Origin of the sequence: Streptomyces sp. NPDC006463 (genome assembly GCF_042870715.1) — a bacterium.
Lineage (GTDB): Bacteria > Actinomycetota > Actinomycetes > Streptomycetales > Streptomycetaceae > Streptomyces.
In genome coordinates, this window is sequence record NZ_JBIAHP010000016.1 from 140,313 (window position 1) to 166,295 (window position 25,983).

Sequence of the window (25,983 nt, forward strand, 5' to 3'; positions counted from 1 at the left end):
CTGACCGATAGCCTGGTGGCGGCCAAGATCAAGTCAGGGTCGAAGCGACCGGCGCCCGCCTGAAGACCGAACCTCAGAAAGAGGTCAAAGATGACCAACCTCGCCCTCAACCTGGCCCGCACCGCCGCGGCGAACCCCGACCGCACCGCGATCCAGTTGGACGGCCTGGCGCTCGACTACCGGTCGCTGGACGAGCGCAGTGCCGGCGTCGCCGGCTGGCTGGCCGCCCAGGGCGTCGGGCCCGGCGACCGAGTGGCGATCCTGCTGCCGAACATCCCGCACTTCGCGGTCGCCTACTACGGCATCCTGCGGGCCGGCGCGGTCGCCGTCCCGATGAATCCGCTGCTGAAGGCCGCCGAGATCGGCTACGGCGCCGACGACTGCGGCGCCCGGCTGATCCTGGCCTGGGGGCCGGCGCTGGCCGAGGCCGGTGCCGCGGCGACGGAGCTGGGCATCGATTGCGTCGACGTGACCGCGGAGGACTTCGGTGCCGCCTTGGCCGCCACCGCGCCGCGTACCGAGGTCGTGGACCGGGACACCGACGACCTCGCCGTGCTGCTCTACACGTCCGGCACCACCGGCCGGCCCAAGGGCGCCCGCCTCACCCACGGCAACCTGGGCAGCAACACCGCCACGGTGGCGCGCATGCTGAAGATGTCGGCTTCGGACACGGTCTTCGGCGGCCTGCCCTTCTTCCACGTCTTCGGCCAGACCTGTGGTCTGAACGCGGCGGTGCTCACGGGCGCCCGCGTCACCCTGCTGCCGCGGTTCGACGCGGCGAAGGCGCTCGAGATCCTCTCCCGTGACCGCGTCACGGTGATGGAGGGCGTGCCCACCATGTTCCTGGGCCTGCTCGCCGCCGCCGACGCGAACGGCTCGACCGGTCTCACGGGCGAGAGCAGCGCCCTGCGGCTGTGCGTGACGGGCGGTTCGGCGATGCCCGTGGAGGTTTTGCACCGCTTCGAGTCGGCGTTCGGATGTCCGGTCGTCGAGGGCTACGGCCTGTCCGAGACCGCCCCTGTGGTCACCTTCGGTTCGCTCGACGGCCCCCGCAAGCCCGGCTCGATCGGCACTCCGATCGCCGGTGTGCGGGTACGCCTGATCGACGAGGAGGCCAAGGACGTCGCCGAGGGCGAGGTCGGCGAGATCGCCGTGCAGGGGCCGAACGTCATGGCCGGCTACTGGAACCGCCCGGAGGCAGACGAGGCCGCGTTCGCCGACGGCTGGTTCCGCACCGGCGACCTGGCGCGGCTCGACGAGGACGGCTTCTACTTCATCGTCGACCGCAAGAAGGACCTCGTCATCCGGGGCGGATACAACGTCTACCCGCGCGAGATCGAAGAGGTCTTCTACGAGCACCCGGCCGTCGCCGAAGCCGCCGTCGTGGGAGTCCCGCACGAGGTGCACGGGGAGGAGGTCGCCGCCGTCGTCACGCTGAAGCCGGGTGCCGAGGTCACTGCGGACGAACTCCGCGAGTTCGTCAAGGCCCGCGTGGCCCCGTACAAGTACCCCAGGGTCGTCCAGCTGGTGACGGGCCTGCCGAAGGGCCCGACGGGCAAGATCCTCAAGCGTGAGATCACGATCCAGAACTGACGGACCATCACGTTGGGTGGCGCCCGGGCAGGGCCGCCCACTGGAGCGGAGGCGACGCGGACGGCCTGGAGATCTCCCGGGCCGTCCGCACGCCCTGCGATCACGTCACGGAGAATGGGGCCGGGGGAGTCCCGAGGGCGGCGAATGAGGCTGGGGGCGGACGATGTCGAGGTCGATCCGGCGGTGGGCGGTGGCTGGTTGGGCAGTGCTCGTACTGGTCGCAGGCGTGGCCACGTTGTACCTGGAAGGCCCGGCGAGCACACCCGCCGATCCGCCGCGATGGGAGCGTCCGTCCTCACCGGCGGAGGTGCCGGTCCCGTGCCCGAGCCTCGCCCCGGGCGCCCCGGAGACCCGCCGCAACTGCACCTCCTGGGAGCGGGGTTAGCCCCCGACTCGGCACCTGTCGTCCTGCCGAACCGGATCCCGGGGCCGCCGCCGGGACGAATCGCCGAATGGCTTCGGGAACGACCTGGCAGGCTGCCTCGTTCACCTCAGGTCCACTGCCCCAGACGGCGGAGCCGATGAACACCTTGCCCGATACCTCGTCCACCGCCACCGTGCCTCCGCTCCCGCCGCTCACCGCCCAGGCGGAACACCTGATCGGGCTCGGGGTACATGAGCTCGCGGGGATGCCCGCCGACGAGCTGCACGCCTTCGCCGAGGACGCCGGCAGCCGACACGGCGACGCCCTGCTCGCCGTCCACCCGGACCGCGTTCCCGCGTCCGTCCTCGCACCGCTGCTCCGCCACGACGGCAAGCCCGGCTTCGTCGTCACCGACATGCCCGACGTCGACCGCTTCGTCCCCTGCACCGTCGAGCTGCCCGACGCCCCCCTCTACCTCGTCACCGGCCTCGATCGCGGCGACCACATGGCAACTGGAGCCGGACGAGGCGCTGCCCGCCTTCACCGAGGAGGACCGCACCCCACTGCTGCTCACCGAAGGCATCCACTGGGTGCTCCAGCAACCGGCGGTCGTTGAGCGCAACCACTGCTTCATGACCATCGGCTCGCGGCTGCGCAAGGCGAACGGCGCCCTGGACGCCCGCACCACGGCGATCTGGATCAGCAACGGCACGGGGCGGGACGGCCGCGAGCGGCGCAACGCGCCGAAGATCGGCTGGTGCTGGTGGGGCAACCGCCACACCTGGCTGGGCTTCGCCTCCGCCGGCGGCCGCGGGCACTAGGGGGTGCGGTCGGCCGGGACTTACCGGGTACGGGACGGGACGGGCCGGGCCGCGGGGCCCGGTTCCGTGAGGCGTCCGGGGTGGGCGGCCGCTACCGGGTCACCCGTACGGTCACCGTCTTCGGCCGCTGGTACTCCTGCAGCGCCAGGACGCTCAGGTCGGTGCCGTGACCGGACGTCCCCCGGCCCCCGTGCGGGAGTTCGGCCGTCTGCACCAGATGGCAGTTGAGCCACGCCTCGCCCGCGTTCAGCCGGGCCACCAGGTCGAGGCCGGTCTCCAGGTCGGTGGTCCACACGCTCGCCCCGAGCGCCTGCGGGACGCTGTTCGCCAGAGCCAGGGCCGCCTCCGTGTCCTGCGCCTGCTGGACCGTGAGGAGGGGACCGAACACCTCCTCGGTGACCGCCGGGTCGTCGTACACGAGATCCGCCAGCAAGCGTGCCGGGCGCCAGTTCCCCCGCGCGCCGTCGGCGTCAGGTGCGATGCCGGCCGCGAGGTTCCGCTTGGCCGTGGAGGAGGCGACCAGACGGTCGTACCGGGCCGCCTGGTCAGGATTGTTCAGCGGCCCGAAGTCGCGGCCGGCGAGCCGCGATCCCAGTGCCGCCGCCAGACCCGCGACCGTGTCCTCGTAGTTCTCCGCGAGGGTGATCACGCGGGCCGGGGCCGCACAGCTCTGGCCCGCGTTGTACGTGGCGGCCTCCGCCAGGGAGGCGTAGGTGTCGGCGGGGGCGTCGGGAAGGATGATCGCCGGTGCGTTGCCGCCCAGTTCCAGGCTGACACGGCGGGTCCCCGCCCGCGCCGCCACGTCGGCTCCGGCCCGGCCGCTGCCGGTGAACGCGACCATGTCCACCGCGGACTCCACGAGCAGGCGGCCGGTGCGCCGGTCGCCCGGGAGGGACTGGAGCACGCCGGCGCCCAGGGCCCGCGCAGCGTGCTCCGCGAGCAGCTCCAGGCTGTCGGGGGTCGTCTCGGCAGGCTTCGCCACCACCGTGTTGCCCGCCGCGAGGGCCGGCGCGCAGCGCCAGGCGGCCATCAGTAGCGGGTAGTTCCACGGCACGATCACCCCGACCACGCCGATCGGCTCCCAGCGGACCCAGCTCTCGTGGCCCGCCACCAGCCGGCCCGAGGCCGGGACGGTCCGGGTGCGCGCGGCCGTCGCGTAGAACCGGAACAGGTCCACCACCTGCTCGATCTCGCCCGCCGTCTCCGCCCCGGGCTTGCCCGTGCCGGCCTGCTCGCGGGCCGCGTACCGATCCGCGTGCTCCTCGATCAGGGCGGCGAGGCGGTCCAGCCGGCGGCCCCGGTCCTTCGGGGTCAGAGCGCTCCACTCGGCCAGGGCGATGCGGGCCGCCGCCACGGCGGCCGCCACCTCCGGCTCCCGCGAGAGGGTGGCCGTACCGCGCGGCCGCCCGGTGCGCGGGTCGGTCAACTCGGTCAACTCGCTCGACTCGGTCGATTTGTTCAGTTCGGTGGGTGCGGCAGTCATGGGCGCCTTTCACGGATCGGGGTTTGACCGGAACTCATACGTCGTACGACCTCAGCCACAGCTCCAGCGTCAGCACCAGCCACAGCTTGCCGCCCTGGCGGGGCAGCAGCGTGCCTTGGCCCTTCAGCCACGTACGGATCGTCTCCGGGCGGAACAGGCCCCGCTGCCGGGAGCGGCGACCGAGGAGGAGTTCGTGGCCGAGATCGCGCAGCGGACCGGTCAGCCACTGCTGGACCGGCACCCGCATCCCGCTCTTCGGGCGGTCGACCACCGTGCCCGGCAGCAGGTCCCGCACGGCCTCCTTGAGGATCCACTTCTCGGCCGTGCCGCGGAGTTTGTAACCCGGCGGCGTGGCGAAGGCGTGGTCGACGACCGACCGGTCGAAGAGCGGGGAGCGGCCCTCCACGCCCTGGGAGGAGGTCAGGCGTTCCACCTTCGTCAGGATGTGGTGCGCGCCCTTGGTCCGCAGGTTGCAGTGGAGCAGCCGGTTGAGGAGGTGTTCCATGGCGTACGGGCCGCCGGCTTCCGCAAGCAGGTACGGCTCCACGTGCCGCTCCAGGCGCGGGGCGTCCCGTAGCGCGTCGAGGACCGGCGCCGTCAGCAGGACCGGGAGGTCCGTCCAGCACTTGCGGTACGAGCGCAGGTACGCGGTCGCCCGGTCCTCGTCCCAGGGAGCGCCCGGCGTCCGGTGCATCTCCTGTACCAGCATGGGGAGGTTCTTGGGCCCGCCGAAGACGGGGTCGCCGCCCTCGCCGTTGAGGACCACGGAGGCACCGTCCGCGGCCACGGCCTCGGCGAGCATCAGGTTCGGCACCGTCAGCGGGTCCCCGACCGGGCTGTCCAGCAGCGCCGCGGCCTCGGCCAGCCGCGCCGCCACCGCCGCCCCGGAGACGTTCAGGATGCGGTGGCGGGTTTGGCAGTGGGAGGCCACCAGGCCGGAGTAGCCCAGCTCGTTGGGCAGGTCGTCGCCGAAGCTGATCGAGTACGTGTGGACGGGGTGGCTGTGGAGCTTCGCCGCCAGGGCGGTGACGAGGGAGCTGTCGATGCCGCCGGAGAGGAGCACCGCGGCCGGCTCCGCCACGGGCAGCCGGGTCGCGGTCGCCTGCTCCAACAGGCCGCGCAGGGCCAGGACATGGCCGGTCGGGTCGGCGGGGGCGGGGTCCTCGATGTGCTCCCGGGGCTCCCAGTGGACGGTTTCGGTGACCCGGCCGTCGCGGCCCAGCCGCAGCACCCGGCCGGGCAGCACCTCGCGGACCCCGGTGAGCAGGGTCTCCTCTCCCGGCAGGTACGCGAAGGTGAGGAACGAGCGGACAGCCGACAGGTTCATGGACGTGCCGAGCGCGGGCCAGCGGCGCAGTGCCCGCAGTGAGGTCGAGGCCGCCCAGGCTGCGCCTGCCCGCGCGTAGTAGAGCGTGCGGGCGCCGACGTGGTCACGGATCAGGACCAGGTCGGGGCCGTCGAGTACGGCCAGCACGAACATTCCTTCGGCGAGCGCCACTCCGGCCTCGCCGAGCGACGCCCAGCAGTGGAGGAGGAGTTCGCCGTCGGAGCAGTCGGGCGGTGGTGGCGCAGCGGCGGCGGCCCGGGCCGAGAGGGCGGCGCGCAGCACCGGGCGGTTGTGGAGGGTGACCTCGCCGACCGCGGTGCGTCCGTGCGCCGTGAACGGGCCGGTGGCGCGGCCGGGTTCGCCGGTGATGAGGCTCAGCCCGGCGCCCGGTACGTCCACGGGGACGTGGCCCGGTCCGGCGGCGCCCATCGCCTCGAGATGGGCGCGGGCCTGCCCGGTGGTGTCGGCCAGGCAGGCGCAGAAACGTGCCACGGGTGGCTCCTTCCCTTCGTGCTCGCGTACTGCTCGGTGCTCGGTGCTCGGTGCTCTGTGCTCGGTGCTCCGCGCTCCGTGTTTTCGTGTTCTGCGCTCCGGATCAGCCGAAGTCGTCGTCGCTCCAGGCGTCCTCGTCGCCGTCCCAGCCCGCTTCCCAGCTGTCGTCGCCGGAATCCCCGTCGCCTCCGGCGTCCCCGCCTCCGCCGTCACCGCCGGAAGCCGACGACGAGGCCTGGCTCTGCTCCTGCTGGCGGCGCAGGGCCTCTTCCTCCTCCGGCGTCATGCTCAGCGGCGGCAGATGGGCGGCCGTGATGGCGAGGGTCGCCACTCCCAGGCCGGCGAGCAGCACCCCCATCCGGCCACCGAAGGAGCTCCGGTTGACGGTGACCTTCTCGCCGCGCGCCCACACGGTGCGGCCGTAGCCGATGTCCCGGGCGTAGGTGGTGGTGCCGTCGGCGAGGGTGCGTTTGATGACGCGGTTGCCGAGGAGTTCATCGGTCCCCGAGGCACCCTGGTTGTCGTGCCAGCGCACCACGTGGGGGCGACCGGGGGTGCGGCTGCGCCACTCCTCCAGGCCGCCTTCGTATCTGCGGTGGACCGTGCCGTCGGCGAGGAGTTCGTCCGCGTAGCCGATCTCTTGGGGCCGGATCATCGTGTGCGTACCTCGGGTGTGTGGAAGGGGTCACGGGGGCCGCTCACGCGGCGGGCCAGGTCATGAAGCCGGCGGTGCGCAGACCGCTCAGCTCACCCCACATGGAGCCGCGGGGCGGCCGCGGCCCCCGGGTAAGGCGCAGCACCGTCCGTACGAGCCTGGCCGGCGGTACCGCGGCCACTTGGGCGAACCGGCCCCGCTCCAGCCACGCGGCCTCGCGCGGCCGCAGCGCGGCCGGCCAGTCGGCGCCCGGCGCCGGGGTGGGAGCCGGGCCGCGTCCCGAAGGCAGCCGCAGGGCGGCGGCGTGCCGCGGTACGAGACCCAGGGAGCTGACCCGTACCCCGGGGACGGGGCCGAGCGCGGCCCGTACCCGGGCCGGGAGCGTCACGCCTTCGGGGCTCGCGTCGTGCAGGACGTGCACCGTGGCGCCGTCCGCCCGTTCCAGGGCCGCGAGGAGGCGCGGGGGCAGGGGCAGGGCGTCGGGCGCCGCGAGGACGGGGCAGGCCGCCTCCAGGTGGACGTGGTTGGCGAGCAGCATCGCGGCGATGGAGCGGTCCTGGCAGAGCAGCAGGCGGGGCAGCCCGTAGTCGTACAGGTCCGGTTCGGACGGCCGGTACTGCGCGAGGTCCGGCTGGTGCGCCGGGGCCGTCGCGGCGGGGAGGAGGCCCGGTACGGTCGCCCGGCCCCGCGCGTCCAGGGCGCGGGTGAACGAGGGCAGGCGCAACGTCGGCGCCGGGGTGCCGGGGACACGGCGCAGGAGCGGCGCGGCCGGGCTCAGGACGCGGCAGGTCTCGTAGTAGAGCTGACGCTCGGTGAACCGGAGTCCGCCGGGGTCGGCCGCGCGGACGCAGGCGGCGCCGATGGCCAGGTCGAGCAGCCGGTCACCGATGGCGGGGGCTCCCGACGGGGAACGAGGCTTGCTCGTACCGGTAGACGTACTCGTGCTCATGCGGTGGGCGTGCCCTTCTTGCCGGAGGTGTCCGCGTCTGCCGACCCGTCCGGGTCCGGCCAGGTCAAGAAGCCGTACGCGGCGGCGGAGTCGGGCCGCGCCGCGGCCACGGCCCGTTCCACCGCGTCCTCGAGGACGGTGGCGAGCAGCGGCGGGGGCACGGCCGCGATCGGGCTCCAGAACCCCTCCGCCAGCCAGGAGGCGTCCTGTGCGGACAGGCCAGCCACGGCCCGCAGTTCCGCGGCGTCCACGGCCGCGACGGGCGAGACGCGGTGGACGGCGCCGCGATGGTGCCGGACCGCGGCCACCGGCAGCCCGGCGTCCACCACGGCCCGGTCCGGATGGGCGATGCGCAGGAGGGGTGCCAGCAGCGCGCCCAGTGCGCTCGCGTCGTGCAGCACCACGACCGGGAGCCGCCCCGGGAGGTCCACGAGGGCGTCGTGGGCGGAGCCCGGGTCCGCCTCCACAAGCACCACCCGCAGCCGCACGGGCAAGTCGTTGGCCTCCAGGAACACCGCCACGGAGTGGTCGGTGCACAGGATCACCGCCCTGGGCCGGGGCTGCCGCGGCGCGGAGTCCCCGCGGCCGCGTCCCGCGTCGTCGACCACTCCCGGCGGAAGCCCGCCGTACGCCCTACGCCAGACGCCGTCCATCAGCTGCCGGAAGGCCTGCTCGGTCGGGCTGACGGACGAGCCAGCGGGCCGAGCCCGCTCGTACGGCATGAACCCGGGCACCACGAGGACGAGGACGGCAGCGGTTGCGGCCAGGACGGCGGGGGTTCCGCTGGTGACGGCCGCGCACCCGACGAGCCCGGCGCAGACGGCCAGCGCCACGAGCCAGCGGATTCCGGGCCGGATGCCGCGCGCCTCGCGCGCCCTCCAGGCAGTGCTGGACCTACGGGAGCGGTACCAGAGCTGGGTGACGGTCACCTTGAGCCGCCCGCCGTCGGTGAGGGACTCCACGCACCGGCGTATCCGCAGGTCGTGCATGCCGCTGCCGTGCAGCTGGGGATCCAGGGCGAAGCGGCGGTGGCAGTGGGAGCACACCTGGTCTGTGCGCTCCGTACGTTTCAGCTCGGTCGAGCAGTTCGGGCAGATCACCGCCCACCTGCCGGATCCGGGCCGTCGTCGGCCACCCCTGGCCAGGTCAGGAAGCCGACCTCCGCGGCGTGACGCCGTTCGGCGTCGACACTGCGGCCGGCCTGTTCTGCGAGCCGGTCGAGCACGGTGAGCAGCCGGACCGGGGGGACGCCGACGAGCGGGAACCGCCAGCCCTGCGCCAGCCACTTCAGCTCCTGCGGAGTGAACTCGCCGAGGGTGGTCAGCCGGCGCATCACCTCCGCCGCGGGTTTCCGCTCGGGGTCGCGGTAGGCGACGGCCTTCGGCATGCTGCGGACCGTACGCAGCGACACACCGGCGTCGACGACCGGGCGGCCGGGGAGGGTCTCGCGGAGTTGCCGCAGGAGCAGTTCACCGTGCGCGTCGGCGTCGTGGAGCACCAGTACCGGGCCGCGCGGCGGCAGGGCGGGGAGCAGAGCCGTGACGTGCTCGGGGCCCTGGACGAGGGCGACTCCGTGGCGGTCGGGCAGGCCGTCGGCGGCGAGGAAGGCGGCGACGGAGGCATCGGGGCAGACGAGCACGGCGTTCGGCGGCGGCGCGTCGGCCTGCCGCCGGGGCCAGGGGTGGCCGGAGTCGTCGATCACGCCGGGCGGCAGCTTCCCGTACACCCGCAGCCACTCGGCGAGCGCCTCGGAACGGAAGGCTCCGCGGGTCATGGGCGCGATGCCCCGGCCCGCTCCCATCTGCCGGGCGATCTGGATGCCGAGCGCGGTGGCCAGCAGGGCCCCGGAGATGTACAGCATGAACGGCAGCTCACCGAAAAGGCCCCAGAAGCCGACGAACACGCCGCCGAGGAGCGCCCCGCCCGCGCATCCGGGCGCGAACTCCCCTTCCCTGAGCCGTTTGCGCGAGAGCGCGTACCACAACTGGCCCGGTGTGATCAGGATCCGGCCGTCGTCCGTCAGCCCGGTGGCGATCCGGCGCACCCGGAGGTCGCTGAGGCGCAGCGAGTTGGTCTTGGGGTCCAGCGCGTAGCGGCGCTTGCAGTGGCTGCAGATGTTGCCGGTGCGCTCCTTGCGGAGCAGGTTGCGTTCGCAGTTCGGGCAGATCACCGGTGGACCTCCAGAGCCGTCGCCACCCGGCGCAGCCGTGCGGCCAGCCGCTCGCGGACGGTGGTGCCGGCGATGCCGTGGACCCGCTGGGCGCGCTCGATGTCGCGCAGCGCGGCGGCGAGGACCCGGTAGTCGGTGGCGGCCGCGGTGGCAGTGCCGGTGCCGGTTCCGGTGGTGAAGGCTGTCGGAGCGGTGGGCCCCGCCGGGTCGGGCCGCACGCTGCTGGTGGCGGCCCGCTGCTCTGCATCCGCCGCGGTTATCGCGTAGTCCTCGTGGTCGATTCCGTATCCCGTGTTGGCTGCGAGGATGGTCAGTGGGGCGTCACCCCGGTTCGCGAAGGAGTGCGGCATCATCTCCGGGATGCGGATCAACATGCCCGGCGCGAGCAGGACTTCGGTGACGCGGCCGCGGTCCGGGTCGAACAGTCCGCAAGCGGCGTGGCCGAGGCTGAGGACGAAGTGCTCGCCCCCGTGCGCGTGCGGGGTGAAGGCGCTGCGCGGGCCCACCACCCCGAGTTTCACGGTGGCGTTGGAGGGCCGCTCGGGAGAGGTGCCGGCGTCGCCCACGAGATAGTGCGCGAACTGGCCGTCGTCGATGAACCGCAGGAACTCCCGCTCCGGCCCGAGCTTCCGGGACCCCTCCCGGTCGGCCAGCACGATGCCGCCGTCCGGCATCAGGTGGTACAGCTCCACCCCGCCCGGCAGCCCGCGCCCGGCGCGGTCCGGCAGGTCCTCGGACATCTCGCCCGGTCCGGGTGTGCGGTCGTACGGTCGTGCTGCCATCGCGCCTCCCCCTGACGCCCAGCTGTGCGCTCCACGCGCCTCGCACGCGCATGGTAAGGCCTTGATCGCCACGAGCGGGAGCACTCAGTACGTACTCGGGGTAACCGGCAGATGGCCGCCCGGTGCCGGGCCCGCGCGCCGGAAGGCGAGCCTTCCAGGGCGGGGCGGGGCGCCTTTCGACTGATCGACTGTTCCGAGGACGCGGGCGCCGTCGCGGCGCAGGTCCCAGGGCGAAGGGGATCGCGGGGGCCGACGCACCCTGCCTCAGCGCAGGGCAGCGGCGACCAGTCCCTCCAGGGCCTCGCGGGGGACCGGGGTGCCGGTCAGCAGGTGTTCCAGGACCAGGCCCTCCACGCAGGCCAGCAGGGTGTGCGTACGGGCGTCGAGGTCGGTGACGCCGTGCGCGGCCAGGAAGGCGCGTACGGCGTCGCGCCCCGCGTTGGCGCGCGGGACGAGGATCTCGCGCAGCTCCGGGTCGCGGACGCTCTCCACCATGCAGGCGTAGCGGGCCAGAGAGCGGCGGCGGCCTTCGCCGGTGAGACGGAGCACCGTCAGGAACTCGAAGGCGTCCGTGAGTTCGGCGGGGGTGCGGAAGGTCGGCATGCCCTCGCCTGCGGTGTGGAGCTCGGCCTGGTCCCGGGCGACCAGGCGGAGCACCAGCCCGGTCAGCAGTGCGGCGCGGGTGCGGTAGTAGGCGGACGTGGTCCCCGGCGGGAGCCCTGCCTCCCGGTCCACGGCGCGGTGGGTCAGCCCGCGCATGCCGGCCTCGGCCAGCACCTCGATGGCCGCATCGGCCAGGACGGTTCGTCGCTCTTCGCTCACACCCCCCTTTCTACACCTGTAGAAGCATCGGAGTACGCTGCACCGCAGGTCTTCTACACCTGTAGAAAGGGGAGGCGTCATGGCTGGCAGGGCTGTGGTGGTCGGGGCGGGCATCGGTGGACTGGCGGCGGCGGTCGGACTGCACCGCACCGGCTGGGAGGTGACCGTCCTCGAACGCGCCGCCGTCCTGGATGACGCGGGTGCCGGGATCTCGCTCGCCCCCAACGGGATCCGTGCCCTCGACGCGCTGGGTGTGGGTCCCGCAGTCCGCGAGGCGGCGCGCCGCCAGTACACGGGCGGGACGCGCACCCCCGGCGGGCGGTGGCTTTCGCGTATGGACGGCGCCGCGCTGGAGCGGGCCCTGGGAACCCCGATGACGGGGATCCCGCGTGCCGAACTGCACCGGCTGCTGCGGGCGGAACTGCCGGCGTCCTGCCTCATCGTCGGCGCGGAGGTGGAATCTGCCGAGGACCTGGACGCGGACCTCGTCGTGGCCGCCGACGGTCTGCGCAGCCGGATCCGGACCGCCCTGTTCCCCGGCCACCCCGGGCCCGCGTACAGCGGATCGACCGTGCTGCGCGCCATCACGGCCGAACCGGTGCCCTTGGACACCGACTTCGAGCTGACGTGGGGTCCGGGTGCGGAGTTCGGGCACATCGCCTTCACCGATGGGCGCGCCGAATGGCACGCCGTGATCAACTCGCCGGCGGGCGTGCGTCACCGGGACCCGCTGGCCGTGCTGCGCCGCCGGTTCGGCGCCTGGCACCGGCCGATCCCGGACTTGCTGGACGCGACCCGGCCCGAGGACGTCCTGCACCACGACATCCACGAGCTGGCCGTGCCTCTGCCGTGCTTCGCCGTGGGTCGGGTGGCCCTCCTCGGCGACGCGGCCCACGCCATGACCCCGAACCTCGGCCAGGGCGCCTGTCAGGCTCTGGAGGACGCGGTCACCCTGGCCGCCGAACTTGCGGCCGGCCCCAGCCTCCCCGCCGCACTGGCGCGCTACGACGCGGCCCGCCGCCCCCGCACCCAGTCGGTGACCCGCGCGGCCCGCCGAGCAGGCCGGATGGGCCAGCAGCTGACGCACCCCCTCGCCCTGGCGGCCCGCAACACGGCTCTGCGCCTCGCGCCTTCGGGCGCCACGATCCGCGCGATCCTCCGCCATGCGGACTGGACGCCGCCCGCCCTGGATCGCTGTCTCAACGGCGATGCGGACCGGGCTGGTGAGGCGCCGCCTGCCCCTGCCCGGACCGTCAGATGAGATTCGTACGCGGCGTATGACGCTTGTTGCTGAGCGTCACAGTCCTAGAGTGATGGCGAGACGGGTGAGCTCGGCGGTGCTGTGGACGTTGAGCTTGGCGCGGATGCGGCGGAGGTAGGCGTCGACGGTGTGCTTGGAGAGTCCCATGTGGCGGGCCGTCTGGAGGTAGGTGCGTCCGGCGGCGATGTGTCGCAGTGCTTCCTGCTCGCGCGGGGCCAGCTCGGGTGCGGTGGCTACGGTGGCTACGGTGTGCGACGTGGTGAGTGTGAGACTCATGGGATTTCCTCCGCCGAATCGGCTAGGTCATCACTGCTCACGTCCTCGGAAGCAGAGGGACATATGACTGAATGTCCCGATTTGTTCTCTTGTTAAGAGATTGGCCGCCTGACTTCACGGCGCTGTCCGCCGACTGTCACAGGCGTGTGACAGGGACCGGGCCGTCCCAGGGGGCACTCCGTCACCGTGCACATCGCGTGCGGTTACGACTACGTACCGGCGCCGCGTTCCTACTCGGGTGGAGCTGAGTAGCTGCGCTCTGACGGGCGTTCGGGTGGGCCCGGACACTGGGGTCATGTGCATGCGACTGCAGAAATCTGTTCGCCGACCGCTGGCGACCCTGGTGCTGGCCGGAATGGCGATGGCGGCGTGGGCTGCCTGGTTGGGCTGGGACCAGCACCGTGACGTGCATCCTGACGGTTCGACGACCGGCCCCTACGAGGCGTGGCAGGTGATCGGGCTCGGGCTGACCCTGCTGGCGCCGGTGTGCTGGGCAGCCTTCCGGGAGTACGCCGCGGCCGCGGTGCTCGGCACCACCGCTGGGCTGACCATTGCCGCCTGGTACGACTGGTCGGACGACTCCAGCGGGCTCTTCGCGATCGGCGTGGGCATGGTCATGATCGGGAGCCTGGTCGTCACCGGCATCCTTTCGCTCTTGATCGCCTCCTCGGCGCGGAAGGCCGGAGTCCGCCACCGCCGGCCCGGGCACTGATCCCTCGGAGCCGGGAGCGTTACTTCTCCACCGGTTCCTGGCAGGCGGTCGAGACGCCCGACATCCAGATGAGGGCGGCCTCCCGCTGTTCCGGGGTCAGTCCCTCCTCGAGCTGGGCCTCCCGTCGCAGGACGGCCGGAAGCGCCTCCTCGTAGCGCGTGCTTCCGGCGTCGGTCAGGTGCAACTGGTGCGTCCTGCGGTCGGTGGGGTGGGGGGAGCGGGTGATCAGGCCGTCGCGTTCCAGTGCCGCGAGCATTTCGTTCGCGGCCTGGCGGGTACTCCCGACGGAGCGGGCCAGCTGGGCCACCGACATGCCCGGCGACGTCCTGACCATCATCAGGGTCGCGAACTGCGGCACGGTGAGCCCGAACTCTTCCAGTTCGGCCCCGATCGCCGCCCGCATGCTGAGCCAGGCGTGGCGGACCAGGAAGCTCAGCACCCGACCGTGACCGTGCTCGCCCATGAGGCGACCTCCAAAGATGCGATTGACAGGAACTTGACGAATTGTCACGATGGCTCAACCGTCAGGTACCTGACGATTGTACGCTGCGGCCGCGTCGAAATCCTCCTGATCCGAAGGCAGTCACACATGTCATCCACCACGCCACCGCCGGCCCGTCGGCGCCTCATCCTCGGCGTCCTCGTCTTCGCCCAGCTCCTCATCTGGCTCGACGGCACCATCCTGTCCACGGCCTTCGAGACGCTGTCCGACCCCGTGCGGGGATTAGGGGCCACGCCCGGCCAGCTCCAGTGGGCCACGGGCGCCTACACACTGGCCTTCGCCGGCCTCATGTTCACCGGGGGCACGCTCGGCGACCGCTTCGGGCACCGCAACACCCTGCTGGCGGGCATGGCCCTGTTCGGCGTTGCCTCGGCCGTCGCCGCGTACGCCACCACCCCCGGCCAACTCATCGCCGGGCGGGCCGTGATGGGCGTCGGCGCCGCTCTGCTCGTCCCGGCCACCATGGCGGTGGTCAGCTGGACGTTCGAGCCCGCCGAGCGGCCGGCAGCCTTCGGCAGACTGTCCTCCTTCGCCGGCGTCGGCCTCGCCGCGGGGCCGATCCTCGCCGGGGCGCTGCTCGCGAGGTTCTGGTGGGGCTCGGTGTTCCTCGTCAACGTACCCGTGGTCGTCCTCGGTCTCGGCTTCATCGCGCGGTACGTGCCCAACTCCCGCAGCCCCCAGGTCCGCCGCCTCGACCCGGCCGGCATGCTCCTGTCGACGGCAGGGCTCGGCTTCCTCACGTACGGTCTGATCCGCGCCGGCCAGGACGCGTCCTTCGCCCAGCCGCACGTCTGGGGATGGACCGCCGCGGGCATCGCGCTGATCGCCGCCTTCGTCGTCACGGAGCTGCGGATCGCCCACCCCAGTTTCGATCCCCGGCTGCTGGCGCAGCGCCGCTTCGCCGCGGGGAACATCACCTTGATGATGGTCTTCCTGGCCATGACGGCCGGATCCTTCTACCTCGCCTTCTATCTGCAAGGCGCCCGCCAGTACTCGGCGTTCCACGCCTCGCTCCTTGCGCTCCCGGGAGCACTTGGAGTGGTCGTCGGCTCGCCCGTCGCCGTCAGGCTGGCCCGCCGGACGTCCGTCCGGCTCGTCTCGTCGATCTCCCTGACCGTCGCGGCCCTGGCGATGGGATCCTTGGCCCTTTTCGGCACGGCCACACCGATCGCCTGGTACTCGGCGGTCATGCTGGTGCAGGGCACCTCCATCGGCATGGTGATCGCTCCCGTCACGGGCGCGGTGCTGGGATCCCTGTCGCCGGAACGGTCCGGCGCGGGCGGCGCGGTCAACAGCACCCTGCGCCAGACCGGTAGCGTGCTGGGCATAGCGGCCGGCGGCACGATCACCTCGATCGTCTACCAGCGCTCGATCGACGGCTCGCTGACCGGCCTCCCGGATGCGGTGCGGCGGCAGGCTCACGTCTCGGCCGAGCTCGCCAGGCACGTGGCGGCCGCCACGCACGACACGCAGCTCGCCGCCGCGGCCGATGCCGCGTTCCTCCACGCCATGCATGTCGGTGCGCTCTGGACGGCGGGATTCGCGCTGATCGGCGCGGCGGTCCTGGCCGTCGGCTTCCGCCCGGACCGCCGTACGGGGCCGGTGAAGGAGGAGGCCCGGCCGAGGCTCGCGACGAGCTCCACACCTTCCTGAACGTGGGTACGAGCGGTGCACCGCAGGTTTCCCGCAGAGGTGTCCGGGCATGCGCCAGGCGACAAATGGGGGGCCGAACCGCGGAAGGAGACGGCCATGGACGACCAAGGTGGCGCCGGAGGCGCCCCCCTGCACGGCCACGACGATGACCAGCAGCGGCGCCGCGCCCCGCACGTCGCGCGCAAGGGCGAACCCAAGCCGACCATTCGGGCGGCGGAGGACGAGGCGAGCCGCCTGGACCGGCCGGGAGAGGCGGACGAGCCGGTCCGGCCGCCCCACCGCAAGGGGCCGGAGTGAGCCGCAGCGGCCCGACCGGCCAGGACGCGCCGTGGAGCCCTCACCACGTCCGGTAGGTGACTGAGCGGCGGCCGCCGGGCGCCCGCTCGGTCACGGCGCGGGAAGAGGGGCCGCCTGCCGCCTTCGCACTCAGTCGATGTGCCGGACCGGCCCTGCTCCGGTTTGGGCCAGGAAGTCGGTGAGTACTTCGGCGAGTCGTTCGGGCTGGTCCTCGGGGATGAGGGTGGACGAGTCGGCGATCTCGATCAGTCGGCCCTGCGGGTACAGGTCGGCCAGTCGGGGGCCGTGCTCACGCGGCATCAATCGGTCCTCAGTGGCCCAGACGACCAGTACCGGGCGGTCGAAGTCACGCAGACGCTCGCTCCAGGCGAGCAAGGTCTTGCGGTCGGGTGCCCCGGTGGCGAATTTGGCGAAGTCCCTGCGGATGGCCCTGCTGCGGGTGGCGGGGGCGAACCAGTCGTCCATGATCTCGTCGGGGATGCCGCGCAGGCTCATCCCGCCGTATCCGCCCCGGTTGTGGCGGAACGCGGGAATGCGCATGAGCCGCGTCAGGAGCCAGACGCTGCCGGGAACCCTGCTCACCTGAGCCATGGCCTTGGCCGGCCCCGGGGGAAAGTTGTCGAAGGCCTCGCAGGCCACCAGTACCAGGCGCGCGATCCGCTGGTCCCGCCGGTCCGACACCAGGAACTGGCCCCCGCCCCAGTCGTTGAGCACGAGGGTCACCTGGTCCAGGCCGAGCGCCTCGATGAACTCGCCCAGGAGCCGCGCGACACCGAGCTGGGTCAGGTCGGCATCCGGATTCATCGGCTGACGGTGACCGCCGAGCGGCAGCGTGGGCAGGACACAGCGGTATCCGTCCAGCAGCGGGACCACCTTGCGCCACTGGGTCTCGTTCATCGGCAGCCCGTGGCCGAACACCAGCACAGGCCCGTCACCGCCGGTGTCCTGGTAGTCGATGGGTCCGGCCGACAGTTCGATCCTTGGCATGACACCCCACTTGATAGATCGTTCTACTGTAACTTTGGACTGGAAAGGGGTGGAAGGCAATGGGACGGTCGGACACACGAGCCAGGATCCAGGCTGCCGCCACGGTGCTGTTCCGCCGCCACGGCTACTCGGCCACCGGCCTGAAGCGGATCGCGGCAGAGGCGGACGCACCGTTCGGCTCGATCTACCACTTCTTCCCGGGTGGCAAGCGGCAACTGGCCGAGGACATGATCCGCACGTCCGGAACCGAGTACGGCCGATTGGTACTGGCGCTGCTGGACAGCGTGCCGGATCCGGTGGAGTCCCTCGTGCACGCATTCGAAGCGGCGGCGGATGACCTTGCGGCGGCAGACTACGCCGACGCCTGCCCGATCGGGACGGTGGCGCTGGAGGTCGCCAGCAGCGACGAGGTGCTGCGGGCCGCGACGGCGGAGGTGTTCGAGGAGTGGGTCGCCGCTGCCACGCGCTGGTTCGGCCACTGGGTGGCCGAACCGACGGCGGCGCGGTCCCTCGCGTACTCGATGGTCATGATGCTGGAGGGAGCCTTCATGCTCAGCCGGGCCGCCCGTGATCCGGAACCGCTGAGGGTGGCCGGCCGGTCAATGGCCGAGTTGCTGCGCGCAGCCATCACGCAGGCGAGTGCCCACTGATGCCGGTCGGCGAGACGGGCAGCCCGTGCGCGGTGGGCGAAGGGTGTACGGCTCAGCCCGAGGACGCCGGTGTGGGGCAGTACTCGGCCTCCATGATGTTCTGAGCGGATCCCACCTTCCAGTCCCCGTTGCGGTTGTAGGCGAGCTGGTGGCGGCCGTCCTCGGTGGTGACGGCCATCGAGATCGACCCCACCATGCCTCCGCCGTGACCCCAGACCGTTGTGCCGCAGGTCGTCCGGAACCGGGTGAGGCCGAGTCCGTAGGACATGTCGGGGCGTTCGGGGTTCGAGACGGTGGTCTTCATGGCCTCGAGTTGTTTCGGCGGGAGCAGCTCGCCGCGCAGCAGGGCGCCGTAGAACCGGTTCAGGTCGCCGGTGGTGGAGATGATGTCGCCGTCGGCCCAGCCCTGTGAACCGTTCATCTCGGTGACGTCGTCGATCCGGTCGGGTGCCGACGCGAACAGCTTGGAGTAGCTGCGGCTGCTGGGCCGGGGTATGCGGATGCTGTTGCCGGGGTTGGAGGTGGCTGTCAGGCGCAGCGGATTGATGATGCGGTCGCGGACCTCGGCCTCGTACGTCCGTCCGCCCGCCTTCTCGATGATCAACCCGGCCAGGATGTAGTTGGTGTTGGAGTACGAGAACCGGTCACCCGGCTTGAACAACGGCTCGTGGGAGAGAGCCACCCTCACGTGTTTCTCGGGCGGCAGGGTGTCGTACCGGTGCTTGAGGTAGCCCTCCCCCCGCAGGTACGTCTTGGCGTACTCCTCATCGGCCAGGTAATCGAAGAGTCCGCTGGTGTGGCTGAGGAGATGACGTACGGTGATCTTGTCGCCGTCGTTGCCGTTGCCCCGTACCAAGCCGGGGAGATGGTGCTCCACGGTGTCGTCGAGACCGAGTTTCCCCTCCGCCTCCATCTGGAGCAGCACGGTCGCCACGAACGTCTTGGTGATGCTGCCGATCCGGAACCGGTCGTTCGTGCCGCGCGGCGCGCCGGTGGTCAGGTCGCCGACACCCGAGGCTGACTTCCAGACGCCGTTGGCGTCGCGCACCTGGGCCGTGATGCCGGGGATGCCCGCCTTCACCTCCGCCTCCATCGCGCGCCGGGTCGCTTCGTGCCCCGCCCTCGCGGGGGCGCTGTCCGGCGATGCCTGGGCGGGGACCGCGAAGGCGGCGGCCGCCAAGGCGGCCGCCGCCAGACCCACCGCGCCGACCCGTGCGGTCTTCCCTAATGCCATGTCGTGCTCCTAATCGTTCGCCGTACTCCGTGGCGCTCGTGCCGTGTCCGTGGACCAGAGTGGTCCACTTTCACAACATGACCGCAATTGACCGGAGATGGTTGAGCGAAGATCTGGATCGGCTGATTCTTCGGTATCGGGCCGCGATGCGCTGCTCGCGGATGTCGTCCCGGAGCGCTCCTCCTGTCAGCCGTCGAAGCGCTGCCGGGAGGCCTCGATGTCACCGAGGTACCGGTGGGTCCAGTCGCAGAGTCCGTCGATCGTCACGCGCAGGGCCCGTCCCGGCTCGGTGAGGGTGTACTCGACCCGCGGCGGCACGACGGGGTGCACCGTCCGATCGATCAGGCCGTAGCGCTCCAGCATGCGCAGGTTCTGGGTGAGCATCTTGTGGCTGATGCCTTCGATCTCGTCACGCAACTCGCTGAAGCGCAGGGTGCGTTCACCCAGAGCCTCGATGATCAGGAGCGCCCACTTGTTGGCGACGTCCGAGAAGATCTCCCGCGCCAGGGAGTCCGCGCGCCTGAGGTCCGCGTCCTCGGGCGAGCCGCTGTACTGCTTGGTCACCATCAGGTTCCCCAGTCACCGAAAAGTGCGTTCTTCCATGTCAGCGTTCACTCTCCTACGGTTCCTGAGTAACCACAAGAGAGCGGCTCTCGCGACAGCTCTCCCAGCAAATGGAGGCGGGCAACATGGCCATCACCCTGGTGAACCCCAACGGACTGCCGGAGATCGACGTCTACCGGCAGGTGTCGGTCTCGACCGGATCGAAGCTGGTCTTCATCGCCGGGCAGGTCGCCTGGGACGCCGACGGCGTCACGGTCGGCGAGGGCGACCTCGCCGCCCAGGTCGAGCAGTGTTACGTCAACATCGCCACCGCTCTGGCCGCGGTCGGTGGCTCCTTCGGCGACGTGGCGAAGCTGACCGTCTACGTCGTCGACTGGACCCCCGACAAGATGCCGCTGCTGCTGGAAGGGATCACCCGGGCCGGCGCGAAACTGGGGGTCACACCGGTCCCGCCGGCCAGCATGCTGGGCGTCGCGGCACTGGACGTCCCCGAGCACCTGGTGGAGATCGAAGCCACCGCCGTCATCGATTGAACGGCCGGCCTCCCCTGCGGCCCCGCAGCCACCGGGTGACGTGCAACAGGGCGGCCAGGACGGCCACCGCGACGAGGGCGAGCGACCAGTTGCGCGGATAGTCCAGCGGCAGCACGGAGGGGTTGTCCGGCGTGCCCGGCCGCAGGAGTACGGGCAGCGCGACCAGGGTCAGGGAGGCGGCGACGATCAGCGCAGCGCGCACCGTCCTGCTCGCACGGACGCGGGCCAGGAGCAGACCGACGGCCAGGACCAGCGGAGCGACGATGCCGTCGTGCAGCGCGACGGCACCGGCCAGCCAGATCGCCACATCGAGGTACTGACCGCCGTCGAACAGGAGCAGCACGCCATAACCCAGGAGGGCGGCGCCGACGGCGCCGACAGCCGTTCGCATCACAGGACCTCCAGCCGGTGGACCCACTTGGTCTGCAGTACGCCCGGCCGGTTGGGCGCGATCACGCGCGCCGGGAAGCCGTGATCCGGCGACAGCACCTCGCCGTTGAGCCTCAAGGCGAGAAGGGTGAGCTCGTCCCGGGCGTAGGTGTGGCCCATCTCGGTGACCGCGTACCCGCCCTGCCGTTCCATGGAGACGACCCGCAGCCCGGCTTCGGGGGGAGCCCCTGCCCGGTCGAGCAGATCCCGGATCCGCACGCCGCTCCAGTGCGCGGACTTGCTCCAGCCCTCGACGCACGCGATCGGGAGCGTCGCGTCGTACTGCCTCATGTCCCGGAGTTCGTCGAGGGTCAGCTCGTACGGACGGGGCCCGGCAACAGTGAGACGCCACTGTGCGACGGACACCGCGGCGACCCCGGCGGCGACGGCGGTACGGTTCACCGGCAGGCCCTGCTGTCCGTGGTCGGGGTGCCGGGGGGCCAGCAGGTCGAACCGCCGCAGCGGGGTGAAGGACTGGCCGACCGTCGCGAGGGTGACCGCGCCGGCCGCGGCGGCGACTCCCGTGAGCAGAGCCCGCCGGTCCAGCGCGTCCTCGGACGGCAGAGCCAGCGTGCCCGTCGACCCGCGGCTCCAATGTGTCTTGATCTCCGGGGCTTTGACGGCGATGTGCAGCACCATAGCGCCGATGAACACCCAGCCCAGGGCGTAGTGCACCTGGACGAAGGAGAACGGCCACGGATACCACTGCGCGGTGTTGAGCAGCCCGGTGAACACTTCGAGGACCGCTGACGCGACGAGCACGGCCACCGACAGCCGTTCCAGGGCGTGGCGTACCGAACGCACGGCGGGCCACTCGAACAGCCGCGGATAGACCGTCCACAGCTTCGCCAGCAGCAGCGGAACGGCGGCGATACCGCTCGCCACGTGGAGTCCCTGGGTCAGCCGGTAGCCCCACGAGGGACGGCTGGGCAGGTCTGCGGCCAGCCAGCCGGGCGGATGCTGAAGGTAGTGGCTGATCACGCCGGTGACGAAGCACACGGCGACGGCCGCGGCCAGCCAGCGGCCGATCGCCGTCGCCGTGCGGGCATCGTGGAGCCGTCCGGAGAACCTCGGTGGATGGACACGCAGTTTCATGAGCCCATGACACCCGCCGAGGAGCCTTCGCGGGGGCGTGAGCGCCTTACGAAACCCTGACGGCGCCCCCGGCCGCCCGGCACCCACGAGACGAGGAGCATGACGGTGACCGCTGTTCTGATGAAGGGTGGGGGTCATGCTGAGCGATCATGATGAGTTCGACGCGGTTGGCGCCGCCGTGGCGCCAAGGGCCGGGCGGAGCCTGCGCTACACCGACCCGCTGATCCGCGCCTGTCCGCCTCCCTCTTCTGCGAGGCGGCCCGTGGACTGGCCCACGGTGGAGGAGCAGTTGGGTACCGCCCTGCCGGCGGACTACAAACGCCTCATCGAGGTGTACGGCGGTGGCGTCTTCTCAGGCGTTCTGTGGCTCATGGAGCCGGGCTGCCCCGATGAGATGTACGACTTGCTCGTGCAGACGGTCGAGCGCGAGGAGATCCTGGCCGATCTCTGGGCAGCGGGCGAGCCGAAGCCGGCCGAGTTGGAGCAGAGCGGTGCCCGGTTGGTGCCGTGGGGCTACTCCGAGAACGGGGGAGAGGTTCTCTACTGGCTCGTACTTCCCGGCGTTCCCCCGGAGGAGTGGCCGGTCATCCTCAACGAGGGCCGCGGCCCCCTGTGGGAGTTCCACCCCACGTCGTCATGCAGCCGCTTCCTTCTGGAGGTGTGCACCGAATCGACAGGTTCCTACTACTTCTCGGACTTGGGGGACTTCGTGTCCCCGTCCGAGCGGGGCGCGTTCCTCCCCAATGCCGAGCTGCTCAGCCCACCGGACACAGACGGTATCCGGTGAAGGCGCGTCATGGCAGGGCGAGTACCACGTCGATTTGCGCGCGGATTTCCTCGTCTTGGAGGAACGCCCGGTAGTCGTGGTACGCGGACAGCCGGCGGTCCGCGGCCCGCAGGGCCGTCAGTGCCTCTCGGACCGGCGGGGCGAGGCGTTCGTGGCGGGCGAGCGAGGCCAGGGCGGTGCTGAACGCCCCCAGGAACTGCCCGTCGGCGGCGTACTCCAGGACGGTCGCCTCCGCTTGCGCCGGTTCCATCGATGGTGGTTCCCAAGGCCGCGGGTACGGCTCGTTCTCGCCGGGGAGCAGCGGGTTCTCTCCCCAGGCCTGGAGGACGTCCCGGAGGTCCCGGACCAGCCAGCCATTGCGCGCCACCTCGTCCCGCAGGGCCTCCCGTACTGCGGGCAGCAGCACCGCGCTGTGCGCGCGCAGCGGCCGGAGCACGTCGGCGACGTCCGGCTGCCGTGGGTCCCCGAGGACGTAGCCCCGGCTTGGCATGTCCCGGTAGGGCGCGACGAGCCGCTCGACGAGATCCGGCAGGGCGCGCGGGTCCCCGATCCGGGTCAGGGCCCACCGCGCGTGGTCGCCGACGGTGCCGTCGAAGAACTGCGATGCGCCGGGGTCGTCGAGGAGGGCGGCGAGCCGGTCGGCGTACGGTGCCGCTCCGCGGCCGCTCACCGCCAGCAGATGGGCCGCCTTGTAGCGGACGTCGTCGTCCGGGTCGGCCAGCATCCCGGCCGCCAGCTGCAGCACCGCGGCGGCCACGGAGGGCCGGACCACCAGCAGGCGCCACGCCGCGTCCAGCGCGCATCGGCGAAGACCCTCGTCGTCCGTCCGGTTCCCGGCCTCGGCGAGCCCGGCCACGAACGAGGTCGCCACCATCGTGTCCTGCCCCAGCAGGTGCACGGCCCAGGCCGCGACGGCGTCGCGGTCGTACGGATATTCGCAGTTCAGGGTGTACCAGACCGTCTCGAACTCCGGGGCGAGCGCGGGATCGGTGAGGAGCTCCAGCAGCATCGGACAGTCACGCAGCGGTGCCTGCGGGTCCAGGGGCGCCGTGGCGATCACGCCGGCTACCCGAAGTACCGGGTCCTCGCCGTGGACGACGGCGTCGAGCACCGCCCGCACCTCGGCGGCCTTCGCACCCGCGGGGTCCTCCGCACCCGCGGCGTCCTCCGCGGCCGCGGCTTCGCCCATTGCCAGCAGCGTGGTGACCCGGACCGACGGGTCTGTCTCCTTGTGCCACTGTTCCAGCAGGAGGGCGGTCCGGCCCTCGACCAGCTGGAGCGCGGCCCGCCGTATCACCGGATCGGGGTCGTCGAGCAGCCGCTGCAGGCGCGGCCGGTGCAGCCGCCAGGCCGCGTCCCACCCGGAGTCCGCCGCCCGGGCCCCACCGGCCGCGGCGTGGTCTGCCACGCCGGCCAGCACATCGACCAGGTCCGCCCGCGCGACCGTTCCCGGGTCGAGGGCGAGATCCACCAGGAACGGCAGCGCTGCCGTGCCCGCGTCACTGACCCCCTCCGGGGTCCAGAGGAGGTCCTGCAGCTCGCCGTACGCCCGGTCCACGGCCTCCTGCCCGGTGGTGGCGTCCGCCCGTGCGATCCGGCGCAACACCTTCGGCACGGCGGTGGCCGACCGGCGGTCCGGCCCTACCGGCTCCAGCCCGCGCCAGTCCACCGCGTCCAGCCCCTCCAGCATGTTCCCCACCTCGCTCGGGCGCGTCCGTCCCGCGTCGGGGCATCCTGCCACTGCGACGGAGGGTGCGGCGCGGCATTTCTCGCGCCGATGTGGTGGGTCAGACCCGTATCAAGGCCGGTGCGAGGAGCAGATCCCCCGGGTGCCGTTGAACCGCGACGACGCGTACGCGGGGGCACGGGGCGAGTGCGGGGTCATGCGGTGGGTAGACGCCGGGCGGAGGAAGGTTGCCGTGACACGCGCAGACTGGCTGCTGACAGCAGGTGAACGGGGCAACGCCGCGACGAGCCTGGACGAGCGCCACCCGGACGGGTCGGCATGGTCCGAGGGGAACCGCGTACGGGCCCTGGTCCACGGCGCTGCGTACTTCGTGCAGCTACTGGCCGGGATCCGCGCGATGCACGCGGGCGACCTGCTCCTGTTCACCGACTGGCGCGGCGACCCCGACGAGCGGCTCGACGGACCCGGTACCGAGATCGGTACCGTCCTGTGCCGGGCGGCGAAGCGCGGCGTCATCGTCAAGGGGCTGCTGTGGCGCTCGCACCTGGACAGCCTCCACTTCAGCGAAGACGAGAACCGCAGCCTCGGCGAGGAGATCGAGGAGGCCGGCGGCGAATGCCTGCTCGACCTGCGGGTCCGGCCCGGCGGTTCGCACCACCAGAAGATGGTGGTCCTGCGCCACCCGGGCCGCCCGGAGCTGGACGTCGCGTACGTCGGCGGCATCGACCTCTGCCACAACCGGAACGACGACGCCACCCACCGCGGCGATCGCCAGTCGCTGCCCATGGCCTTGGCATACGGGCCGCACCCGCCGTGGCACGACGTACAGCTCGCCGTACGGGGACCGGCAGTCGGTGACGTCGAGGCCGTCTTCCGCGAGCGCTGGCAGGACCCGGCGCCGCTCAGCCGCAGCCCCCTCACCCGCCTGCGGGAGCTGGTGAGTCGGGAGGACACCAGCGCGGACGTCCTGCCGCCGCAGGCACCCGATCCGGCGCCATGCGGCACGCACACCGTGCAGGTGCTGCGCACGTACCCGAACCGTCTGCTGCACGGCTACCCCTTCGCACCCGACGGCGAGCGCAGCATCGCCCGGGCATATCTCAAAGCGCTGCGGCGGGCCCGGGCACTGGTCTACCTCGAGGACCAGTACCTGTGGTCCCCCCGGGTGGTGGACTGCTTCGCCCGGGCGCTGAGCACGCATCAACAGCTGCGACTGATCGCCGTCATCCCGTCGGTCCCGGAGCAGGACGGGTGGCTGACCCTGCCGATGAACCTGATCGGACGGATCACGGCCCTGGACGAACTGCGCAGCGCCGGCGGTGACCGCGTGGCGGTGTACGGCCTGGAGAACCCTGCCGGAACCCCCGTCTACGTGCACGCCAAGGTATGCGTGATCGACGACGTATGGGTCTCCGTCGGCTCCGACAACATCAACCTCCGTTCGTGGACGCACGACTCGGAGCTCAGCTGCGTCGTGCTCGACCAGAGCCCGGACCTGCGGGGGGAGCCGTCCGATCCGGGAGGTCTCGGCGAAGGCGCGCGCGCCTTCGCCCGCGAGCTGCGCCTGGAACTCATGCGCGAGCACCTGGACGCACAGGGCGGGGCGGGGCAGCGGACGCAGGACGGGCTGTGCGACCCGATGACCGCGTTCGACGCCTTCGACGAGGCGGCCGCCGCCCTGGACGCCTGGCACGAGGGCGGCTGCCGTGGTCCACGGCCGCCGGGCCGTCTGCGCCGCTACGTTCCTCCGGAACTGCCCACGGTGAAAAGGGTGCTCGCGACTGCGCTGCACCACGTCCTGGTAGACCCGGACGGACGTCCGCTGGGATTGCGGCGCCGCAACGTGTTCTGAACGCCG

General features: G+C 71.9%; 25 protein-coding genes and 1 pseudogene. 10 read left to right on the forward strand and 16 right to left on the reverse strand.

The features are described 5' to 3' along the window. Nucleotides 1–90 precede the first annotated feature (90 nt). Nucleotides 91–1,593, forward strand: a complete 1,503-nt coding sequence (locus ACFYOB_RS27355; RefSeq protein ID WP_388563785.1) for a long-chain fatty acid--CoA ligase — start codon at nucleotides 91–93, stop codon at nucleotides 1,591–1,593. 530 nt (nucleotides 1,594–2,123) lie between these two features. Continuing rightward, nucleotides 2,124–2,778: pseudogene (locus ACFYOB_RS27360) on the forward strand (DUF5701 family protein). A gap of 91 nt (nucleotides 2,779–2,869) precedes the next feature. On the opposite strand, the gene ACFYOB_RS27365 reads toward ACFYOB_RS27360, so the two are convergent. The 8 genes from ACFYOB_RS27365 to ACFYOB_RS27400 all read right to left on the reverse strand — a co-directional run bounded on the left by ACFYOB_RS27365 (nucleotide 2,870) and on the right by ACFYOB_RS27400 (nucleotide 11,458). Continuing rightward, a complete protein-coding gene (locus ACFYOB_RS27365; RefSeq protein WP_388563787.1) occupies nucleotides 2,870–4,261 on the reverse strand; it encodes an aldehyde dehydrogenase family protein in 1,392 nt (463 codons plus the stop codon). A 34-nt stretch (nucleotides 4,262–4,295) separates the two neighbouring features. Then, nucleotides 4,296–6,080, reverse strand: coding sequence for an asparagine synthetase B family protein (locus ACFYOB_RS27370; protein ID WP_388563789.1), 1,785 nt, complete (start codon nucleotides 6,078–6,080; stop codon nucleotides 4,296–4,298). Nucleotides 6,081–6,183: 103 nt separating this feature from the next. Next, nucleotides 6,184–6,735, reverse strand: a complete 552-nt coding sequence (locus tag ACFYOB_RS27375; protein ID WP_388563791.1) for a hypothetical protein — start codon at nucleotides 6,733–6,735, stop codon at nucleotides 6,184–6,186. Nucleotides 6,736–6,778: 43 nt separating this feature from the next. Beyond that, the gene (locus ACFYOB_RS27380) at nucleotides 6,779–7,684 is read right to left on the reverse strand and encodes a hypothetical protein (RefSeq protein ID WP_388563793.1); all 906 of its coding nucleotides are present in this window, start codon (nucleotides 7,682–7,684) and stop codon (nucleotides 6,779–6,781) included. Continuing rightward, nucleotides 7,681–8,784: a hypothetical protein gene (locus ACFYOB_RS27385; RefSeq protein WP_388563795.1), complete on the reverse strand. Its 1,104-nt coding sequence runs from the start codon at nucleotides 8,782–8,784 to the stop codon at nucleotides 7,681–7,683. The genes ACFYOB_RS27380 and ACFYOB_RS27385 overlap by 4 nt, the downstream gene beginning before the upstream one ends. Then, nucleotides 8,781–9,854 (reverse strand): hypothetical protein, encoded by a 1,074-nt coding sequence (locus ACFYOB_RS27390; protein ID WP_388563797.1) that lies wholly within the window; start codon nucleotides 9,852–9,854, stop codon nucleotides 8,781–8,783. Before ACFYOB_RS27390 ends, ACFYOB_RS27385 begins: the two co-directional genes overlap by 4 nt. Further along, nucleotides 9,851–10,636: a cupin domain-containing protein gene (locus ACFYOB_RS27395; protein WP_388563799.1), complete on the reverse strand. Its 786-nt coding sequence runs from the start codon at nucleotides 10,634–10,636 to the stop codon at nucleotides 9,851–9,853. Before ACFYOB_RS27395 ends, ACFYOB_RS27390 begins: the two co-directional genes overlap by 4 nt. A 264-nt stretch (nucleotides 10,637–10,900) precedes the next feature. Then, nucleotides 10,901–11,458: a TetR/AcrR family transcriptional regulator gene (locus tag ACFYOB_RS27400; protein ID WP_388563801.1), complete on the reverse strand. Its 558-nt coding sequence runs from the start codon at nucleotides 11,456–11,458 to the stop codon at nucleotides 10,901–10,903. Between the two features lie 79 nt (nucleotides 11,459–11,537). On the opposite strand from ACFYOB_RS27400, the gene ACFYOB_RS27405 reads away from it, so the two are divergent. Beyond that, on the forward strand, nucleotides 11,538–12,719 hold the full coding sequence (locus ACFYOB_RS27405) for an FAD-dependent monooxygenase (protein WP_388563803.1): 1,182 nt from the start codon (nucleotides 11,538–11,540) through the stop codon (nucleotides 12,717–12,719). A gap of 36 nt (nucleotides 12,720–12,755) precedes the next feature. Here ACFYOB_RS27405 and ACFYOB_RS27410 read toward each other — a convergent pair whose 3' ends face one another. Beyond that, nucleotides 12,756–12,995 (reverse strand): response regulator transcription factor, encoded by a 240-nt coding sequence (locus tag ACFYOB_RS27410; RefSeq protein WP_388563805.1) that lies wholly within the window; start codon nucleotides 12,993–12,995, stop codon nucleotides 12,756–12,758. A gap of 295 nt (nucleotides 12,996–13,290) precedes the next feature. Between ACFYOB_RS27410 and ACFYOB_RS27415 the strand changes: the two genes are divergently transcribed. Beyond that, a complete protein-coding gene (locus tag ACFYOB_RS27415; RefSeq protein WP_388563807.1) occupies nucleotides 13,291–13,707 on the forward strand; it encodes a hypothetical protein in 417 nt (138 codons plus the stop codon). 19 nt (nucleotides 13,708–13,726) lie between these two features. Here ACFYOB_RS27415 and ACFYOB_RS27420 read toward each other — a convergent pair whose 3' ends face one another. Then, nucleotides 13,727–14,170: a MarR family winged helix-turn-helix transcriptional regulator gene (locus ACFYOB_RS27420; RefSeq protein WP_388563809.1), complete on the reverse strand. Its 444-nt coding sequence runs from the start codon at nucleotides 14,168–14,170 to the stop codon at nucleotides 13,727–13,729. 126 nt (nucleotides 14,171–14,296) lie between these two features. Between ACFYOB_RS27420 and ACFYOB_RS27425 the strand changes: the two genes are divergently transcribed. Both ACFYOB_RS27425 and ACFYOB_RS27430 read left to right on the forward strand, forming a co-directional pair. After that, nucleotides 14,297–15,862: an MFS transporter gene (locus ACFYOB_RS27425; protein ID WP_388563811.1), complete on the forward strand. Its 1,566-nt coding sequence runs from the start codon at nucleotides 14,297–14,299 to the stop codon at nucleotides 15,860–15,862. A 96-nt stretch (nucleotides 15,863–15,958) separates the two neighbouring features. Further along, complete coding sequence (locus tag ACFYOB_RS27430; protein WP_388563813.1) at nucleotides 15,959–16,159, forward strand: hypothetical protein; 201 nt, start codon at nucleotides 15,959–15,961, stop codon at nucleotides 16,157–16,159. 129 nt (nucleotides 16,160–16,288) lie between these two features. On the opposite strand, the gene ACFYOB_RS27435 is transcribed toward ACFYOB_RS27430, so the two are convergent. Beyond that, the gene (locus tag ACFYOB_RS27435; RefSeq protein WP_388563815.1) at nucleotides 16,289–17,146 is read right to left on the reverse strand and encodes an alpha/beta fold hydrolase; all 858 of its coding nucleotides are present in this window, start codon (nucleotides 17,144–17,146) and stop codon (nucleotides 16,289–16,291) included. A 59-nt stretch (nucleotides 17,147–17,205) separates the two neighbouring features. On the opposite strand from ACFYOB_RS27435, the gene ACFYOB_RS27440 reads away from it, so the two are divergent. Then, nucleotides 17,206–17,796, forward strand: a complete 591-nt coding sequence (locus ACFYOB_RS27440) for a TetR/AcrR family transcriptional regulator (RefSeq protein WP_388563817.1) — start codon at nucleotides 17,206–17,208, stop codon at nucleotides 17,794–17,796. 52 nt (nucleotides 17,797–17,848) lie between these two features. Here the strand turns inward: ACFYOB_RS27440 and ACFYOB_RS27445 are convergent, their stop codons facing one another. Both ACFYOB_RS27445 and ACFYOB_RS27450 read right to left on the reverse strand, forming a co-directional pair. Beyond that, nucleotides 17,849–19,030 (reverse strand): serine hydrolase domain-containing protein, encoded by a 1,182-nt coding sequence (locus ACFYOB_RS27445; protein ID WP_388563819.1) that lies wholly within the window; start codon nucleotides 19,028–19,030, stop codon nucleotides 17,849–17,851. Between the two features lie 186 nt (nucleotides 19,031–19,216). Next, nucleotides 19,217–19,597 carry a winged helix-turn-helix transcriptional regulator gene (locus ACFYOB_RS27450; RefSeq protein WP_388563821.1) on the reverse strand — a complete coding sequence of 127 codons (381 nt, stop codon included), beginning with the start codon at nucleotides 19,595–19,597 and terminating at the stop codon, nucleotides 19,217–19,219. 122 nt (nucleotides 19,598–19,719) lie between these two features. Here ACFYOB_RS27450 and ACFYOB_RS27455 point away from each other — a divergent pair, with 122 nt between their 5' ends. Further along, a complete protein-coding gene (locus tag ACFYOB_RS27455) occupies nucleotides 19,720–20,127 on the forward strand; it encodes a RidA family protein (protein WP_388563823.1) in 408 nt (135 codons plus the stop codon). On the opposite strand, the gene ACFYOB_RS27460 is transcribed toward ACFYOB_RS27455, so the two are convergent. Together ACFYOB_RS27460 and ACFYOB_RS27465 are read right to left on the reverse strand one after the other, a co-directional pair. Next, nucleotides 20,117–20,518, reverse strand: coding sequence for a hypothetical protein (locus tag ACFYOB_RS27460; RefSeq protein WP_388563825.1), 402 nt, complete (start codon nucleotides 20,516–20,518; stop codon nucleotides 20,117–20,119). The two genes, ACFYOB_RS27455 and ACFYOB_RS27460, sit on opposite strands and share 11 nt — an antisense overlap. Beyond that, nucleotides 20,518–21,651 (reverse strand): molybdopterin-dependent oxidoreductase, encoded by a 1,134-nt coding sequence (locus ACFYOB_RS27465; protein ID WP_388563827.1) that lies wholly within the window; start codon nucleotides 21,649–21,651, stop codon nucleotides 20,518–20,520. The genes ACFYOB_RS27460 and ACFYOB_RS27465 overlap by 1 nt, the downstream gene beginning before the upstream one ends. A 136-nt stretch (nucleotides 21,652–21,787) precedes the next feature. Between ACFYOB_RS27465 and ACFYOB_RS27470 the strand changes: the two genes are divergently transcribed. Beyond that, nucleotides 21,788–22,438, forward strand: coding sequence for an SMI1/KNR4 family protein (locus tag ACFYOB_RS27470; protein ID WP_388563829.1), 651 nt, complete (start codon nucleotides 21,788–21,790; stop codon nucleotides 22,436–22,438). 7 nt (nucleotides 22,439–22,445) lie between these two features. Here the strand turns inward: ACFYOB_RS27470 and ACFYOB_RS27475 are convergent, their stop codons facing one another. After that, nucleotides 22,446–24,128: a hypothetical protein gene (locus ACFYOB_RS27475; protein WP_388563831.1), complete on the reverse strand. Its 1,683-nt coding sequence runs from the start codon at nucleotides 24,126–24,128 to the stop codon at nucleotides 22,446–22,448. A gap of 229 nt (nucleotides 24,129–24,357) precedes the next feature. Between ACFYOB_RS27475 and ACFYOB_RS27480 the strand changes: the two genes are divergently transcribed. Further along, nucleotides 24,358–25,977: a phospholipase D family protein gene (locus ACFYOB_RS27480; protein ID WP_388563833.1), complete on the forward strand. Its 1,620-nt coding sequence runs from the start codon at nucleotides 24,358–24,360 to the stop codon at nucleotides 25,975–25,977. Nucleotides 25,978–25,983 lie beyond the last annotated feature (6 nt).